Genomic DNA, 15072 nt, shown 5'->3' on the forward strand with positions numbered 1-15072 from the left:
GTGCTCGGCGTCAGCGAGACTCGTATGCCCGGTGTTCTTTTCCGACCGATATTCTCGCGGCCGTGAGTTTCCCGGTCCCCTGGCCCGAAGGTAACTCACAATTTCCCCCGCGGCCCACGTTCCGACCGAGCAACGAATTACATCGCTGTTCTTCAGCAACCATTGAACCATGATCGAGTGTGCGGGCCGTGATAACTGCGCGGGCGCGCCGCACTATCCTTGTCCGCATGGCTATCCTCCCCATCCGAATCGTCGGCGACCCGGTACTGCACAAGGCGACAGAGCCGGTCACTCAGTCCCCGGCCGAGATCGCCGAACTGATCGCAGACATGTACGAGACGATGGACGCTGCCAACGGCGTCGGTCTGGCGGCCAATCAGGTCGGTGTTCCACTGCGAGTCTTCGTCTACGACTGCCCCGGTGACGACCGCAGCAGCGAGCGTCGACGCGGCGTCGTCGTGAACCCGGTACTCGAGACGTCCGAAATCCCCCAGACGATGCCCGACCCGGACGAAGACTTCGAGGGTTGCCTGTCCGTTCCCGGCGAGCAGTTCCCGACGGGTCGCGCCGATTGGGCGAAGGTCACCGGCACCGACGCCGACGGCAACCCGATCGAGGTCGAGGGCACCGGATTCTTCGCACGGATGCTCCAGCACGAGACCGGGCATCTCGACGGTTTCCTCTACACGGACGTACTGATCGGCCGCAACGCGCGCGCTGCCAAGAAGATCATCAAGCGTTCCGGTTGGGGCAAGCCCGGTCTGACCTGGACGCCGGGGACCGTCGACGATCCGTTCGGTCACGACGACGACGATTACGAAGACTGAGAATTCCGCTCTGAACGGCAACATTTCGATCGGTAGCCGGGTGGTTTTGCGATACAAGCTCCCACCCGGCTATTCGCATCCCATGACCGACGTCATCGGCATCCTCGAGGGCGCCGATCCCATCGCCGTCCGCGGCGGCGACGGTCGGCTGGTCCAGGTCTCCGCCGATCAGGTGATCGCGCTCAAGAGTCTCTCGGCCCGCCCGATTCGCATCGGCGAGATTCGAAACCTCGAAACGGCTGCTGCGGCGGCGTGGCCGGGGGTCGAGCAGGCGTGGATCGACGGTTGGTTGCTGCGCGCCGGTCACGGTGTCACCGGTCGCGCCAATTCCGCTTTGCCGCTCGGCGGTGCGGGGGCGGTTGCCGGCTTCGACGCGAGCACCATCGAGCGGATACGCCAGTGGTTCGGTGACCGCGGCCTGCCGACCGTGCTGCTCCTCCCCGATCGACTCGGCACCGCTCCGGACGGGTGGACCAGCAAGAAGGAAACCATCGTGATGGCCGCCGATCTGGACAATGTCACGCTGCCGCTCGGTCCTCCGGTCACCTCGTTCGCCGACCACCCCGACCACAACTGGCTGTCGATGTACGACGCCCACGGCGATCCGGCGTACGTCGAGGCGGTCCTCACGGCTGTCGTGGGCACTGCAACTTTCGGCGCGATCGGAAACACCGACACGACGCTTGCCATCGGGCGCGCTGCGCTCACCGAGGCACCCGACCACAAACGCTGGGTAGGACTGACCGGCATTCACGTCCCCCCTGAACACCGTCGTCACGGAATCGGGTCGCTGATCTGCGGAGATCTACTCTCCTGGGGTCGTGAGAACGGTGCGACGCACGCGTACCTCCAGGTTTCGGCGGACAACTTCGCGGCGATCGCGCTCTACGAGCAGCTCGGATTCGTCGAACACCACCGCTACCGATACGCCACCGATCCTGTCGGCGGCTGACGCTAGGCTTGCCCTCGTGCGCATCGCTACCTGGAACGTCAACTCCGTCCGTGCCCGTACCGACAGGATCATCGACTGGCTCGGTCGATCCGACGTCGACGTCCTGGCAATGCAGGAAACCAAGTGCAAGGACGAGCAGTTTCCGTACGAACGCTTCAAGGAGATCGGCTACGAGGTCGCCCACGTCGGGTTGAGCCAGTGGAACGGTGTCGCCATCGCTTCCCGCGTCGGCTTGGACGACGTGCAGATCGGATTCGAGGATCAGCCCGGATTCGACAAGGATCCCGAGGCAGACCCGGTCCGCGAGGCACGTGCGATCGGTGCCACCTGCGGCGGTGTGCGGGTGTGGAGCCTGTACGTCCCCAACGGCCGTGAGCTGGAAGACCCGCATTACGCCTACAAGCTGGATTGGCTGGCCAAGCTGCGCGACGACGCGGAGGGCTGGCTCAAGCAGGATCCCGACGCGCAGATCGCCCTGGTCGGCGACTGGAACGTCGCTCCCACGGACGACGACGTGTGGGATCCCGCTTTCTTCGAGGGCAAGACCCACACGTCGCAGCCGGAACGAGCTGCGTTCACCGCCTTCACCGAGTCCGGGTTCGCGGACGTAGTTCGCCCGTACACACCCGGTCCCGGCGTGTACACGTACTGGGATTACACGCAGCTTCGCTTCCCGAAGAAGCAGGGTATGCGAATCGACTTCATCCTCGGCTCACCGGCATTCGCAGCACGCGTCGAGGCGGCCGAGATCGATCGAAACGAGCGAAAAGGCAAGGGCGCCAGCGATCACGCTCCGGTGATCGTGAATCTCGGGTGATCGTGAATCTCGGAGCCTGATCGTCTGTTTGCACCCTCGGGCTTCTAGTCCTCGACGAGCAGTTCCAGATACTCGGGATGCTCGCCGAGGTACCGCTGAACATAGGTACACACGGGCCGTACCGACCAATCACGTTCACGGGCGCAGTCCATTGCGAACTGCACGAGTACGGCTGCCAGTCCCTGCCCGCCGTACTCCTCTTTGACGACGGTATGCATGTACGCAACCACGTCGCCCGCTTCGGCTCCGCTCCCCGAAATCTCGTCTTCGTCGCGGTATCCGAGGATGCCGACCAACTCGTCGTCGGAGAGCAGTTCGAATCGTTCGTGCGACGGATTGTCCACGAGCGTGACTTCCGGTGAGGTTCCGGTTTTCGAATTTTCGATGTCGTTCATTGCGGCGACCTCCACGGCACGATGTGCACCTGCGCGATCGGCGACAGCTGCGTTCGCACGCTCTCCATAACTGTGATCCATGCCACTCATAGAATCAGCTACCGACGACGCTGTCCCGGGTTCGACCAATTTTTGCACTGGGAACGACCGGATCGCAATCGCAGTTCGCGCCGTCGTTCCCGCGAGAGGTGGGACCGAGCTGCCGTTTCCCCAGGTCCGATCGGTAGGCTCGTCGTCGTGAAGCTGCTGCCCCTGACCCCCGCCGGACAGACCCCGATTCGGGCATTGACCATCGCCGGAACCGACTCCGGTGGCGGAGCCGGCATTCAAGCCGATTCCCGCACGATGGCGATGTGCGGAGTGCACGCCTGCGTGGCCGTCGCCGCAGTGACGGTCCAGAATTCGGTGGGAGTCAGCGGATTCCACGAGATTCCGCCGGAGATCGTCGCCGACCAGGTGCGCGTCGTGGTCTCGGACATCGGCGTCGGTGCGGCGAAGACGGGAATGCTCGCGTCGACGACGATCATCGAAGCGGTGGCCGCGGTTGCCGCCGAGGTTGGGATCGGCCGCGACCGTCCGATTCCGCTCGTGGTCGACCCGGTGTGCGCGTCGATGCACGGCGATCCGCTGCTGCACGAAGAAGCTCTCGACGCGGTCCGCAACACCTTGATTCCGGCAGCCACGGTGGTCACTCCGAACCTCGACGAGGTTCGGTTGATCACCGGTATCGAGGTCGTCGACGACAAGAGCGCCCGCCAAGCGGCAGAAGCGCTGCATGCGCTCGGCGCTCAATGGTCCATCGTCAAGGGTGGCCACCTTCGTACTTCGGAGTTGTCCACCGACCTGTTGTTCGACGGCGACCGTTTCCTCGAATTCAGCAGTGCCCGGATCGACACCGGCAACGATCACGGCGGCGGAGACACGCTGGCTGCTGCGATCACTTGCGCTCTCGCACACGGCTATTCCGTTCCGGACGCGGTGGCGTTCGGCAAGGAGTGGGTGACCAAGTGTCTCGAGGCGTCGTACGACCTCGGCGCGGGACACGGTCCGGTGTCCCCGCTCTGGCGGCTCCAGGTCTAGCGCTCGAGGTCCAGGGCGCTAGTTCCGGCGCACGCGCCAGATTCCCAGGTCGACGGGAACTCCGTTGGGCGTGGTCGCGAAAAACCCTCGCCGCCATGGCCGGATCGTGAGATCGAGATCCTCCAGGGTGCCGGCTTCGAGTTCCTCGAGAGTTGTCGCCGACATCATGACGTTGCCGTCGCCGCCCAAGCCCATCATCCGGGCGGCGATGGTCACGTCGACGCCGAGCCAGTCGTCACCGATCTGACGCGGGGTACCCGTGTGTAGGCCGACGCGCATGCGCGGGGTGTATCCGTCGAGATCGACTTCCGCGAGCGCGTCCTGCGCGGTGAACACCGCCTTCAAAGCCGCATCCGGGCGAATGAACACTGCCATCAGACCGTCGCCCATCCGTTTGACGACGTGTCCGCCGTTGTCGGTGATCGGAGTTTCCACGGCCTGCGCCACCGCACGCAGAAGGGTCAGCGTCGCGCCGTCACCGGCTGCGAGCGACCAGGTGGAGAAGCCCACCAGATCGGTGAAGACGATGGTCAGTTCTTGATCGCCACGTCCGCGGCCCATCTTTTCCAGCGCTGCCTGCCACACCTGCAGTGCTCCGAGGCTCACTTCGCGAGTGGCTGCCGGCTTCTGATCGAGCAATCTGTCAGCGACGCGCGCCACGGCGCGGGCACCGCCGGGGCCGGCGAGCGAGAGCGGATCCCCAAACCCTGGATCACCGGGTAGTGCCCGCCTGAGGCGTCGTAGCGCGTCGATGAGCTGCTGCCGACGGTTAAGTTCTGCCGCAGAGTTCAAGACGACGTCGACGACGCCTCGAACCGAGGAGGAAGAAGCACCTGCCGTGTCGGTGTTCTCCGGGGACAGATCAGCCATAACTCAAGCGTAACTCAGAGTTACAGACAGTGTGCTGCCGCCGTTCTCGCACAGTGGCCTCCTGGTCGCTCGCACAGTCGATCATTCGGTCAGTCGATCATTCGGTCAGTCGATCATTCGGTCAGTCGATCATTCGGTTCTGGCCTGTGTCCGGGCATCGCCGACGGGAACTCCGTTCGGCCCGCTCAAATCCTGGGCATACGTCGCAACTCCGAAGGCTACTGCAGAAGCGTTGGCAGCGAGCGCTTCGCGATCGATGTTCGCGAGGTTGTCCTGGGCACTGTGGTAGTTCGGGTCGAAGGTCTCCTCCGCTTCTCCGCCCCACTTCTCGGCCTGTGCCGGCGTCTTGCGCTCGTCCGCGCCGCTGAACACGCCACCCGCCGGGATCCCGATCTCGATGAACGGGCCGTAGTCGGAGCGCCCGTCGAAGTCCGTTCCGTCCGCCGCAATCCCTCGCCCGGCGAGAAAATCGACGAAGGTGCGCTCGATGCCCGCCGACCCCTCGGGCCCGGGCCCCTCCCCGACGGCATCCGAGTTGTCGCCGTCGTAAGCCAGGTATCCGGCGTTGGGCGAACCGAGCATGTCGAAATTCAGGTACAGGGCGATGTCGGCCCGTTCCTGATCGCTCAGACCCTCGACGTAGCGGGTGGAGCCGACCAATCCCACTTCTTCCGCTCCCCAGAAAGCAAAACGCACGGCATTTTCGATGCTCGGTGAGCTTCCCATCTGCAGCGCGGTTTCCAGTACGGCTGCGGTACCGCTTCCGTTGTCGTTGATTCCGGGACCTTCCGGCACACTGTCCAGGTGGGCGCCCACGACAACCACGTTGTCGGTCGCGCCGGTCTTGGTCTGCGCAATCACGTTGCGCGACTTCGTCGTTTCCGTCGACGTGTCGAGAATCAGCGTGAGGTCTCCGGGCGCTGCGGCAAGAGCCTCGCCCGACGCCTTACTCACCCCGCCGGTCGGAATGCGGGCGTCTTCGGGTTCACCCAAGGTAGCCCCGCCCAGCATTGCGTCCTCGTTGTTGGCAACCAGCAACGCCGCCGCGCCGCGATCAGCGGCGATCTTCTGCTTGTCGCCGAACGGGCACACTCCGCGGGTGACCAGCACGATTGCACCGTTCACGTCGCGGCCGTCGTAGTCGGTGGCCTCGCAACCGGGGGTCTCGTCGGCGGGAATCGCCACCAGACGCGCCGTGATTCCGGTCGGTCCCGTGGAGGTGGAATATGTCAGCGCCCGCACCGGAACATCGGAGCCGTCAGCGGCTTTCAGGGATTCGGTGCCGGGATCGAAGGAGCTGAAGTCGAATTCCGGGGTGCTGACCTCGAAACCCTTGTCTTCGAGCAGGTTTGCCACGTAGTCGACACTGGCGTCGTAGCCGGGGGTACCGGCCGATCGATTGCCCTCGTTGTTGGCGGCGATCTTCTCGAGTTGCTCCAGATGCCCGGTCACGGCGTCGACCGTGACGGTCTCGGAGAATGCAACCGGGTCTGTCGGGACGGCCGCTTCACTTCCCGACGCGCATCCACTCACCACGAGTGCTCCAGCCATTGCGACCACAACCACACCGAAGAGTCTCATCTTCGGAGGATATCGGCCGGAGCACAGGAAAGGGACCCAGTACGAATGGTTTTTCGTACTGGGTCCCTACTCTGCTGTCACTCCTTGTTCTCGGTAGGTCTCCCGACAACACCTACCGAGGGAGCGACAAGATCAGGCGTCGCGACGATTCACGATGACGATACTTGCTCCGAAAATCACCAGAACGAAGGCCGCGAAGTAAATCAGGCTGCCCCAGGGTCCCCAGTGGAAGTCGACGCCACCGCTGCTCGCACTGAGGAAGTGGTTTGCATTCGCGAACGGCAGGAACGGAGTGATCTTCTCGCCGAAGCTGCCGAACAGTCCGAACAGGCTCTCGATGAGCAGCGGCCAGAGCAGGAGCAACGCAATAGCGCCGGCCGACTGGCGAATGATCGATCCGACGCCGACAGCGAGAATCACGCACAGGAAGGCGTAGATCGGGATGCCGTAGATCGCGCGCCAGTCACTGCCGCTCGACAGAGTCAATCCGGCACTCGCCTCGGTACCGGCGATGGCCTTGGCCATGGCGTACGCGCCGAAGGCGAGAACAAATGTCAGTACAGCACCGAAAGCACCGATGAGGCCGGCTTTGGCGATCAGAACCGAGGCACGGTTCGGAACGGCCTGGAAGGTGGTGCGGATGGTCCCGAAGCGGTACTCACTGGTGACCGCGAGGGCCGCCATGATCATGAGAACCATGATTCCGAAACCCGAGATGCCGGCCGTGGCAACGGCGGTGTCGAGGTCCGGTGCTCCCTGGACGTCGGAGGACGTCAGAGCCGACTTGGCAACCGCGCCCATGATGGCCGCGAAGCCGAGCGCGAGCACGACGATGATGACCGAGCACCACAGCGGCGACTTGGTCGTGGTGATCTTGATACGTTCAGCACTGAGAACAGCCATTACAGTGCACCTCCCATAGCCTGCTGCGTGTTTGCCTGCTGTGTATTTGCGTGGTGTGCACCGACACCCGGATCGATACCGGATGCGTGGTACTGGACATCGTCCCCGGTCAACTTCATGAACGCATCCTCGAGCGACCCCTGCTGAGAAGCCAACTCGTACAACACGATTCCCTGCGAACCAGCTAAACCACCGATCACATCGGTGGTCGAATCCACGACCACCAATGCCGGGGCAACGCCGGAACCGTCTTCACGCACCGTCAGCCCCTGCGAGAGCAACACACTGCGCAACGCATCGAGCTGTGGGCTGCGCACGCGCACCGTCGACTCCGACGAACGATCCACGAACTCCGCGACCGTCGAATCCGAAATCAACCGACCCCGACCGATCACCACCAACTGCTCCGCCGTGAGCGCCATCTCCGACAGAAGGTGACTCGACACCAACACCGTGCGGCCCTCGGCCGCCAACCGCTGCATGAACTTACGAATCCAGACGATGCCCTCCGGATCGAGACCGTTGACCGGCTCGTCGAACAACAACACCTTCGGATCCCCCAACAACGCACCCGCCAACCCCAGACGCTGCGACATACCGAGCGAGAACCCGCCGGCCTTCTTGCCCGCCACCTCGGACAACCCGACCAACCCGAGCACCTCGTCGACGCGGGACTTCGGGATCCCGTTCGAAGCAGCCATCCACTGCAGATGTGCACGCGCACTGCGATTGGGGTGCACCCACTTCGCATCCAGCAACGCGCCGACAGTCCGCAACGGCGTCTTGAGCTCGCGGTACGGCTTGCCCTCGATCAACGCCGCACCCGACGTCGGCTGATCCAGACCCAGGATCATCCGCATCGTCGTCGACTTACCTGCACCGTTCGGGCCCAGGAAGCCCGTCACGATGCCCGGCTTGACCGTGAACGACAAATCGTCCACCGCTTTCGTCGGTCCGTAAACCTTGGTCAATCCCCTCAGTTCAATCATGAGGAGAACTTTGCCCTACCGGCAATGACCAGCACATCGGCCACAGGTCTAGTTCCGAGTGGTACTCAGGTAGGACACGAAGCCGGACAATCTGGGCATAACCCTGAGAAAACACCCGGAAATGGTCCGTCAGGACGATGCTTGGGCCCAGAACCGCTTGGGAATCCGGCCGGCGTGACGCGCTTCGAAACCTGCTACCACTGCGTGCCGCATCGCCGACGCCATCAACGCGGGATTCTTGGCCCGCGTCACCGCTGTCGCAAGTAGGACGGCGTCGCAGCCCAACTCCATGGCAAGGGTGGCGTCGCTGGCCGTTCCGATTCCGGCGTCGAGGATGACGGGCACGCCGGCGCGCTCGACGATCATCTCGATATTGTGCGGATTCGCGATACCCAGCCCTGTCCCGATGGGTGAACCGAGCGGCATGACTGCCGCGCAGCCGACCTCTTCGAGGCGAAGCGCCAGCACCGGATCGTCCGTCGTGTACGGCAGGACGGTGAATCCGTCGTCCACCAATTGTTCTGCGGCGGAGACGAGTTCGATTGCGTCGGGCAGCAGAGTCCGCTCGTCGGCGATGACTTCGAGTTTGACCCAGTTCGTCTCGAGCGCTTCGCGTGCCAACTGCGCCGTCAGGACCGCTTCGGCGGCGCCCCGACACCCGGCGGTGTTCGGCAACGGTTCGATTCCGAGGCGACGAAGCAGGTCCAGAACGCCGGTGCCGCCGGCCGCGTCGACTCGCCGCATCGCGACGGTGGTCAGTTCGGTACCGGAGGCGACAAGCGCTTCCTCGAGGACCGCAAGGTTGGCGGCGCCGCCTGTCCCCGTGATGAGCCGGGAACCGAAACTGCGGCCCGCGATAGTGAGAAGGTCCTGCTCAGCCACCCTGCACCGCCGTGAGGATCTCGATTTCCCAACCACGTCCGACGGATTCGTCCCAACGCCCGCGAGGAAAGAGCGCACCGTCGACGGCCACGGCGATGCCTTTGCTCGGCAACTCGAGGTGCGTCAGAAGTTCGGTCACCGTGACTGCTCGATCGAACTCGAGATCTTCGCCGTTGACGGTGATCCCGATCGGGACCTGCTCACTCATGAATTTTCCTTAGCTACTGCGAACCGCTCGGGTTCGGTTCCTTTTACCTCGACCAAAGATGTGCCGTTCAGCAACGCGACCGTCGCATCGGCGGTGACGGGCGTCAGCAGGACCCCGTTGCGGCCGTGCCCGGTGGAGACGACAACACGATCGGACACGCGCCCGATCAACGGCAGGTTGTCCGGCGTCATGGGACGCAGACCTGCCGCGCACTCGTACAGTTCGTATTCGCCGATCGCCGGCATCAGTGCCTCGGCGTCGTTGATCAGGTCCCGTACGCCGGCCATCGTGACCTGTGTATCCTCACCAGACTCGTATTGTGTTGCGCCGACGACGATTCCGTCACCGCGCGGGACGAGGTAGGCGGGCCGCCCGTGGACGCTTCCGCGGATGGTGCGGCTGGGCGCCGGGGTGACTCCAGGCCTACTGCGCAAGCGAAGGATTTCGCCCTTGACCGGGCGTACCGGTAGCCCGGGCCACAGCTTGGGTGACGCGATACCGGCGGTGAGCACTATCTGATCGGTATCGAGTTCGGCGAGGTCGTCGACGGCCCGCGCGATCAATTCGACGCCGGATTCCGCACAGGCCTTCTGCAACGCCGCCAGCAGAAGTCTGTTGTCGACGGCGGACTCACCAACAGCCATCAACCCCGACCGGATGCCCCGGCCCAGCATCGGTTCGAGTTCACGGATGCGCGCGCGACCGAGAACTTCGAGTTCGTGCCCCTGCGAGCTCACCCACTCGGCGATGGTCTGCAGGTCCTGCGCGTCGGCAGTGTCGAGTGCAACCGTCAGCGAGCTGTCCGCGGTGAAGACCGATTGCCCGAATTTTCCGAGCTCCTCACCGAACGTCGGCCACCGTTCCAGGGACGCTGCACCGATTGTCAACGCGGTTTCTTCACCCGGCCAGCCTTCGGAAAGCGGGGCAAGCATTCCGCCCGCCACCCACGAAGCACCTGATCCAATGGACGGGTCGTACAACCGAACGGCCCACCCGTCGCGGGCTGCTCGCCACGCGATAGCGAGACCGATGACACCGCCGCCGACAACCGACACCGTACGAGCGTGTGTACTCACGAAACTCCACCTCCACTTCCTGCGCCGGCATGATCCGGGTCAGGTCTGACGGTCGGGATCTGGTCGCGATCCCCTCTCAGCCCTACGAACCTCGCAGTCACGACAAAAAGTGACGACGACGTTTCAGGACTCCCGTGTCGAACCTTGCTCCCTAGAGGCTACCGTTTGCTCCGTGCACCCCACACATCCCAGTAACGACATCGACCGGCGCGAGCGCCTGGCAGCAGCACGGCTGTACCTGTGCACCGACGCGCGCCGCGAGAAAGGCGACCTCGCGCAGTTCGCCGAGGCAGCATTGTCCGGCGGAGTCGACATCATCCAATTGCGTGACAAAGGCTCTGCCGGTGAGCGCGAGTTCGGCCCGCTCGAGGCCAAGGACGAACTGGTGGCGCTGGGCATTCTCGCGACCGCAGCGCGACGCCACGGCGCATTGTTGGCCGTCAACGATCGCGCGGATCTCGCGATGGCTTCCGGCGCCGACATCCTCCACCTCGGCCAGAACGACATTCCCGTCCCCTACGCGCGAACCGTTGTCGGTGAAGACGTAGTCATCGGCCGTTCGACGAGCAGTCGCGCGCAGGCGAGTCTGGCCGCCATCGAAGAGGGCGTCGACTACTTCTGTACCGGGCCGGTCTGGGCGACACCGACCAAACCGAATCGAAGTGCGTCCGGTTTGGAACTGGTTCGATCGACCGCCGACGCCGCACCGCCGCGGCCCTGGTTCGCGATCGGCGGCATCGACGAGGAACGTCTGCCAGAGCTGCTCGATGCCGGCGCCACGCGCATCGTCGTCGTGCGTGCAATCACGCAAGCATCGGACCCCCAGGCGGCCGCGCAACGCCTCGCCGCAGCCGTCGCTGGGCGCTGAAAGCCGGTAACTGGCGTTCGTCAAGTGTTTGCCGGGCGATTTCCGCACAGTTACGGGTCAGCACGCCTGACTCGAATTGTGAACGGAAGTTGTCCGATCAGACAACAAACTCCCAGTTCCTAGGTGCGATTGGATGTCCGAAAAGTCGGATTAAGTGATCTTGCTCACAGTTGCTCCGATTGCGTGTCACATCCCATTCGGTTTGTTGTAGTTTACCTCCAGTTACTAACTGAACCTAGGAGCACTAAATGGGATCCCTCGACACCGGCTCGCTCAGCACCGAATCGCTCGAAGACCTGAACCTCGGCAAGATCAGCGAGCTGCTCAAGCTCGGCATCACCGCGGTCAGCTTCATCACGGCGCTGAACTCGCTCAGCTGAGCCTCGTTTCGGTCGACGACCGAAACACCGAAGGGCCGGACTCCCGCGGAGTCCGGCCCTTCTGCTGTGAATGAACTGTGAAGACTCGACTGCTACGACTGGGTACTGCTCGCCTCGGACAGGTTCTGGTCGCTGCCTGCCTGGTCGCTGCCTGCCTGGTCGCTGCCTGCCTGGTCACTGCCGTGGTGGGAACTACCCGACAACCATCCGAATCCGCCGTCCTCGAGCACGACGGTGTGCGGATCGCCGTCCACGGCCACAACAGGCTCGGTCCGGAGGTCGGGCCATGAGGAACCGAAGCCCGGATGCAGCGGCAGTGAGTCGACGTCGGCTTCGCGTACCCACCGCAACTCGGTGCTCTCACCATTGGCAACCGTCGACAGTGGATGCGCCGCGTCAGCCACGACGGTGGTGTAAGTCCACCCGCTCTCGGCGCGCATCGTCACTACTTCCCCGCGGACACGGACGGCGTCCTCGGCGATACCTGCTTCTTCGTGTGCCTCCCGGACGGCAGCGTGCGTCGTGCTCTCGTGTGAGTCCCGCGCTCCGCCGGGCAGTGCCCACGTTCCGCCCTGATGGCTCCACGCCGCACGATGCTGCAGCAAGACCATGGGTGATCCGTCCGAATCGGGGGCACGCAGTAGCAGTCCTGCGGCTCCGTGTTTACCCCAATGCCGAGTACCGTCCGATCCGATGGACCAACCGTCACCGTCACCACGCATCGACTACCTCGCTCCGCCTGCTCTCGCCGTTGTCCCACACTAACCGTTTCAATCTGCTCCAGGTGTAGGTGATGCTTATATGCTCGCGAAGATGCCCTGAATCATTTCTCGGCGGCATCATTTCTCGGTAGCCCGCCTACAGCGAAGTGAGGTGCTCGATGGTCGACCGTGTCGTCCCGTCCATCGAACCCCGGTCGCTGCCGCCCTCCGAGGCCACATCAGTGTCGGCGGAGGACGAGCAGGCACTTCTGCGGCGCGAACTGCAGGCCTTCATGTCCTCGACGCCTGGCCGGTTGACCGTCGTCGGACTGATCCTGATCGCGATCACTTTGATCGCCGGACTCCTCGCCACCGCAGCGATCGAGAATCGCCAGGCGAACCTCGACCTCCTCCTCGTCGAAACCGAGCCTCTCGCCAACTCGGCCCAGAATCTCTACAGTGCGTTGTCCTTGGCAGACGCCGCCGCGGCCACCGCCTTCATCTCCGGCGGCCTCGAACCCGCCGAAGTCCGCGACCGATACACGCAGTCGATCGGTGAGGCCTCTGCGGAGATCGTCCAGGCGTCGGCCGGTCTCGACTCGACTGATCTTGCCGGTCACAGCGCGTTGACCACTATCTCGACCGACCTCTCCGTCTACACCGGGCTGGTCGAAACTGCACGGGCGAACAATCGCGTCGGAAACCCGGTCGGGGCAGCATATTTGAGCGAGGCCTCCCAGTTGATGCAGACCTCGCTGCTGCCGATGGCCCAGCAACTGCACGCCTCGCAGGAGACGCTGGTCTCACAAGTACAGCGCGATTTCGAGACTCCACCGTGGTGGCCGATCGTGGCGTTCGTCTTCGTGCTGTGCGCGCTGGTGGCGACACAGATGTACTTCTCCCGCAAGAGTCGCCGACGCTTCAATCTCGGGTTGATCCTTGCCTCGCTGGCGGTCGCTGCAGCTCTGCTGTGGCTGCTCACGGTCGGACTGGTCTCCGCACTGGCCACCGGGCGCGCGCTCGACGCCGGGGCCGAGCCACTGCACGAACTGACCGAGGCACGAATCATGGCGCAGCAAGCACGCACCGTGGAAACCCTCACGCTGGCGAGGCGGGATTCGACCGCCGAGGACAACGTGACGTTCACCCGCAAGGTCGATGCTCTGCGGGACATCCTCGAGGGCCTGCAAAGCGACGAACGCGCCCGAGTGAACAGCGAAGTGCTGACCGCCGCACTCGACTCGCGCCAGCAGTGGGTGGCTGCGCACACGCGCATGTACGACCGTCTCGGAAACGGCGACTTCACGTCCGCCGCAGCCATCACCATCGGCGCCGGAGAACAGGATTCGGCCGCGGAGTACGGAAAGCTCGATCACGAACTCTGGCAGGGAATCGTGGATTCGCGCACGAATCTTCGGTCCGACGTCTCGTACGCCTCCCGGGTGTTGGCTGCCTCTGCACCGGGCATGTCTGTATTGGCAGTTCTCGGAGTTGCCGGAATCTTCATCGGATTCTGGCCTCGACTGCGGGAGTATCAGTGACGGGAGTACCGGTGATGCGGAGGAAGAGCCCGGCCGTATGTGTCGCGGTTCTGGCAGCGGCCATGCTGATGCTCGCCGGTTGCGGTGCGGATCGAGCCGAAGACTTGGACAACGCAGGCGCCACGTCGTACACGGAACCGCCGCTGCCGGCCGAGGCCACCATCGCTCCCAGCCCGACACCGACGACTACCGCGTCGTGCACCAACCTCACCGCGAGCCTGCGGCCCACCCCCGCAGACGCATCTCCGCAGCCACCCACGCCGAGCCTCGACGCCATCCGCGCCCGCGGGCGGCTGATCGTGGGCCTGGACACCGGTTCCAACCTCATGAGCTTTCGCGATCCGGCCACCGGGCGCCTCGAGGGTTTCGACGTGGACATCGCCCGCGAAATCGCCCGAGATCTGCTCGGTGACCCGGAGAAGATCGAGTACCGAATCCTGACGTCGGACGATCGGATCGCCGCACTCCAGGAATCGATGGTCGACGTGGTCGTCAAGACCATGACCATCACGTGCGAGCGGCGCGAGAAGGTCGACTTCTCGACGCAGTACTTCTCCGCTGAACAACGAATTCAGGTCTTGCAGGGGTCATCCGTCCGCGGCATCGACGACCTCGCAGGCAAGCGGGTCTGCGCTGCCCGGGGAACGACCTCGGCGACTCGAATCCAGCAACTCCAACCCGAAGCCACCGTCGTCACCGTCCCGATGTGGTCCGACTGCCTCGTCGTCCTCCAGCAGGGGCAGGTGGACGCGATCAGCACCGACGACACGATCCTCGCGGGCCTCGCCTCGCAAGACCCGTATCTGATGATGGTCGGTGGCTCACTGGGCGTCGAACCGTACGGAATCGGAGTGAACAAGGACAACCCCGACTTGGTCCGATTCGTCAACGGAACACTGGATCGGATCCGGAGCGACGGGACCTGGAACCGTATCTACGACCGCTGGCTCAGCGTCCTCGGTCCTTCGCCCGGTCCCCCGCCGGCCGTCTACCGGGATTGAG

Annotated in this window: 17 protein-coding genes and 1 riboswitch; of the genes, 8 read left to right on the plus strand and 9 right to left on the minus strand. The window is 64.1% G+C overall.

The window, feature by feature from the left end:
- The first annotated feature begins 227 nt into the window (after positions 1 to 227).
- From ATN37_RS06865 to ATN37_RS06875, 3 genes are read left to right on the plus strand one after another with little or no spacing between them, the layout of a single operon-like run.
- A complete protein-coding gene (locus ATN37_RS06865; protein WP_003945053.1) occupies positions 228 to 827 on the plus strand; it encodes a peptide deformylase in 600 nt (199 codons plus the stop codon).
- A 40-nt stretch (positions 828 to 867) separates the two neighbouring features.
- Positions 868 to 1779, plus strand: coding sequence for a GNAT family N-acetyltransferase (locus tag ATN37_RS06870; RefSeq protein ID WP_218694940.1), 912 nt, complete (start codon positions 868 to 870; stop codon positions 1777 to 1779).
- Positions 1780 to 1795: 16 nt separating this feature from the next.
- Complete coding sequence (locus ATN37_RS06875) at positions 1796 to 2596, plus strand: exodeoxyribonuclease III (RefSeq protein WP_042926198.1); 801 nt, start codon at positions 1796 to 1798, stop codon at positions 2594 to 2596.
- Between the two features lie 44 nt (positions 2597 to 2640).
- Here ATN37_RS06875 and ATN37_RS06880 read toward each other — a convergent pair whose 3' ends face one another.
- Positions 2641 to 3072: a GNAT family N-acetyltransferase gene (locus ATN37_RS06880; RefSeq protein ID WP_231915197.1), complete on the minus strand. Its 432-nt coding sequence runs from the start codon at positions 3070 to 3072 to the stop codon at positions 2641 to 2643.
- Positions 3073 to 3228: 156 nt separating this feature from the next.
- On the opposite strand from ATN37_RS06880, the gene thiD reads away from it, so the two are divergent.
- Complete coding sequence (gene thiD / locus ATN37_RS06885) at positions 3229 to 4071, plus strand: bifunctional hydroxymethylpyrimidine kinase/phosphomethylpyrimidine kinase (RefSeq protein WP_003945044.1); 843 nt, start codon at positions 3229 to 3231, stop codon at positions 4069 to 4071.
- Positions 4072 to 4089: 18 nt separating this feature from the next.
- Here the strand turns inward: thiD and ATN37_RS06890 are convergent, their stop codons facing one another.
- The 7 genes from ATN37_RS06890 to thiO form a co-directional block, all read right to left on the minus strand.
- Positions 4090 to 4941 carry an adenylate/guanylate cyclase domain-containing protein gene (locus ATN37_RS06890; protein ID WP_007730127.1) on the minus strand — a complete coding sequence of 284 codons (852 nt, stop codon included), beginning with the start codon at positions 4939 to 4941 and terminating at the stop codon, positions 4090 to 4092.
- A 129-nt stretch (positions 4942 to 5070) separates the two neighbouring features.
- Positions 5071 to 6522: a M20/M25/M40 family metallo-hydrolase gene (locus ATN37_RS06895; protein WP_007730129.1), complete on the minus strand. Its 1452-nt coding sequence runs from the start codon at positions 6520 to 6522 to the stop codon at positions 5071 to 5073.
- 132 nt (positions 6523 to 6654) lie between these two features.
- Positions 6655 to 7425: an ABC transporter permease gene (locus tag ATN37_RS06900; protein WP_047268852.1), complete on the minus strand. Its 771-nt coding sequence runs from the start codon at positions 7423 to 7425 to the stop codon at positions 6655 to 6657.
- A complete protein-coding gene (locus ATN37_RS06905) occupies positions 7425 to 8414 on the minus strand; it encodes an ABC transporter ATP-binding protein (RefSeq protein ID WP_058038516.1) in 990 nt (329 codons plus the stop codon). Before ATN37_RS06905 ends, ATN37_RS06900 begins: the two co-directional genes overlap by 1 nt.
- Before the next feature lie 129 nt (positions 8415 to 8543).
- The gene (locus ATN37_RS06910) at positions 8544 to 9296 is read right to left on the minus strand and encodes a thiazole synthase (protein ID WP_007726857.1); all 753 of its coding nucleotides are present in this window, start codon (positions 9294 to 9296) and stop codon (positions 8544 to 8546) included.
- The gene (gene thiS / locus ATN37_RS06915; RefSeq protein WP_003944402.1) at positions 9289 to 9504 is read right to left on the minus strand and encodes a sulfur carrier protein ThiS; all 216 of its coding nucleotides are present in this window, start codon (positions 9502 to 9504) and stop codon (positions 9289 to 9291) included. Before thiS ends, ATN37_RS06910 begins: the two co-directional genes overlap by 8 nt.
- Positions 9501 to 10580 (minus strand): glycine oxidase ThiO, encoded by a 1080-nt coding sequence (thiO, locus tag ATN37_RS06920; protein WP_064074676.1) that lies wholly within the window; start codon positions 10578 to 10580, stop codon positions 9501 to 9503. The genes thiS and thiO overlap by 4 nt, the downstream gene beginning before the upstream one ends.
- Positions 10580 to 10726: riboswitch (TPP riboswitch) on the minus strand. Its footprint overlaps the gene before it by 1 nt.
- A 26-nt stretch (positions 10727 to 10752) precedes the next feature.
- On the opposite strand from thiO, the gene thiE reads away from it, so the two are divergent.
- Positions 10753 to 11448 carry a thiamine phosphate synthase gene (gene thiE, locus ATN37_RS06925; protein ID WP_003944422.1) on the plus strand — a complete coding sequence of 232 codons (696 nt, stop codon included), beginning with the start codon at positions 10753 to 10755 and terminating at the stop codon, positions 11446 to 11448.
- A gap of 248 nt (positions 11449 to 11696) precedes the next feature.
- Entirely contained in the window at positions 11697 to 11828 is a 132-nt protein-coding gene (locus ATN37_RS32430; RefSeq protein ID WP_003944354.1) for a hypothetical protein, read from the plus strand.
- A 92-nt stretch (positions 11829 to 11920) separates the two neighbouring features.
- Here the strand turns inward: ATN37_RS32430 and ATN37_RS06930 are convergent, their stop codons facing one another.
- Complete coding sequence (locus ATN37_RS06930) at positions 11921 to 12550, minus strand: NUDIX hydrolase (RefSeq protein WP_065454904.1); 630 nt, start codon at positions 12548 to 12550, stop codon at positions 11921 to 11923.
- Between the two features lie 158 nt (positions 12551 to 12708).
- Between ATN37_RS06930 and ATN37_RS06935 the strand changes: the two genes are divergently transcribed.
- Positions 12709 to 14070 carry a hypothetical protein gene (locus ATN37_RS06935; protein ID WP_042452116.1) on the plus strand — a complete coding sequence of 454 codons (1362 nt, stop codon included), beginning with the start codon at positions 12709 to 12711 and terminating at the stop codon, positions 14068 to 14070.
- A gap of 14 nt (positions 14071 to 14084) precedes the next feature.
- Positions 14085 to 15071 (plus strand): glutamate ABC transporter substrate-binding protein, encoded by a 987-nt coding sequence (locus ATN37_RS06940; RefSeq protein ID WP_042925914.1) that lies wholly within the window; start codon positions 14085 to 14087, stop codon positions 15069 to 15071.
- Position 15072 lies beyond the last annotated feature (1 nt).

It is taken from the genome of Rhodococcus sp. MH15 (assembly GCF_019266045.1).
GTDB lineage: Bacteria > Actinomycetota > Actinomycetes > Mycobacteriales > Mycobacteriaceae > Rhodococcus_F > Rhodococcus_F qingshengii.

Coding starts and splice junctions, on each gene's coding strand:
- ATN37_RS06900 (WP_047268852.1), bottom strand. CDS start 7,425: ATGGCTGTTCTCAGTGCTGAACGTATCAAGATCACCACGACCAAGTCG.
- ATN37_RS06940 (WP_042925914.1), top strand. CDS start 14,085: ATGCGGAGGAAGAGCCCGGCCGTATGTGTCGCGGTTCTGGCAGCGGCC.
- ATN37_RS06880 (WP_231915197.1), bottom strand. CDS start 3,072: ATGGATCACAGTTATGGAGAGCGTGCGAACGCAGCTGTCGCCGATCGC.
- ATN37_RS06865 (WP_003945053.1), top strand. CDS start 228: ATGGCTATCCTCCCCATCCGAATCGTCGGCGACCCGGTACTGCACAAG.
- ATN37_RS32430 (WP_003944354.1), top strand. CDS start 11,697: ATGGGATCCCTCGACACCGGCTCGCTCAGCACCGAATCGCTCGAAGAC.
- ATN37_RS06905 (WP_058038516.1), bottom strand. CDS start 8,414: ATGATTGAACTGAGGGGATTGACCAAGGTTTACGGACCGACGAAAGCG.
- thiS (WP_003944402.1), bottom strand. CDS start 9,504: ATGAGTGAGCAGGTCCCGATCGGGATCACCGTCAACGGCGAAGATCTC.
- ATN37_RS06890 (WP_007730127.1), bottom strand. CDS start 4,941: ATGGCTGATCTGTCCCCGGAGAACACCGACACGGCAGGTGCTTCTTCC.
- ATN37_RS06935 (WP_042452116.1), top strand. CDS start 12,709: ATGGTCGACCGTGTCGTCCCGTCCATCGAACCCCGGTCGCTGCCGCCC.
- ATN37_RS06895 (WP_007730129.1), bottom strand. CDS start 6,522: ATGAGACTCTTCGGTGTGGTTGTGGTCGCAATGGCTGGAGCACTCGTG.
- ATN37_RS06930 (WP_065454904.1), bottom strand. CDS start 12,550: ATGCGTGGTGACGGTGACGGTTGGTCCATCGGATCGGACGGTACTCGG.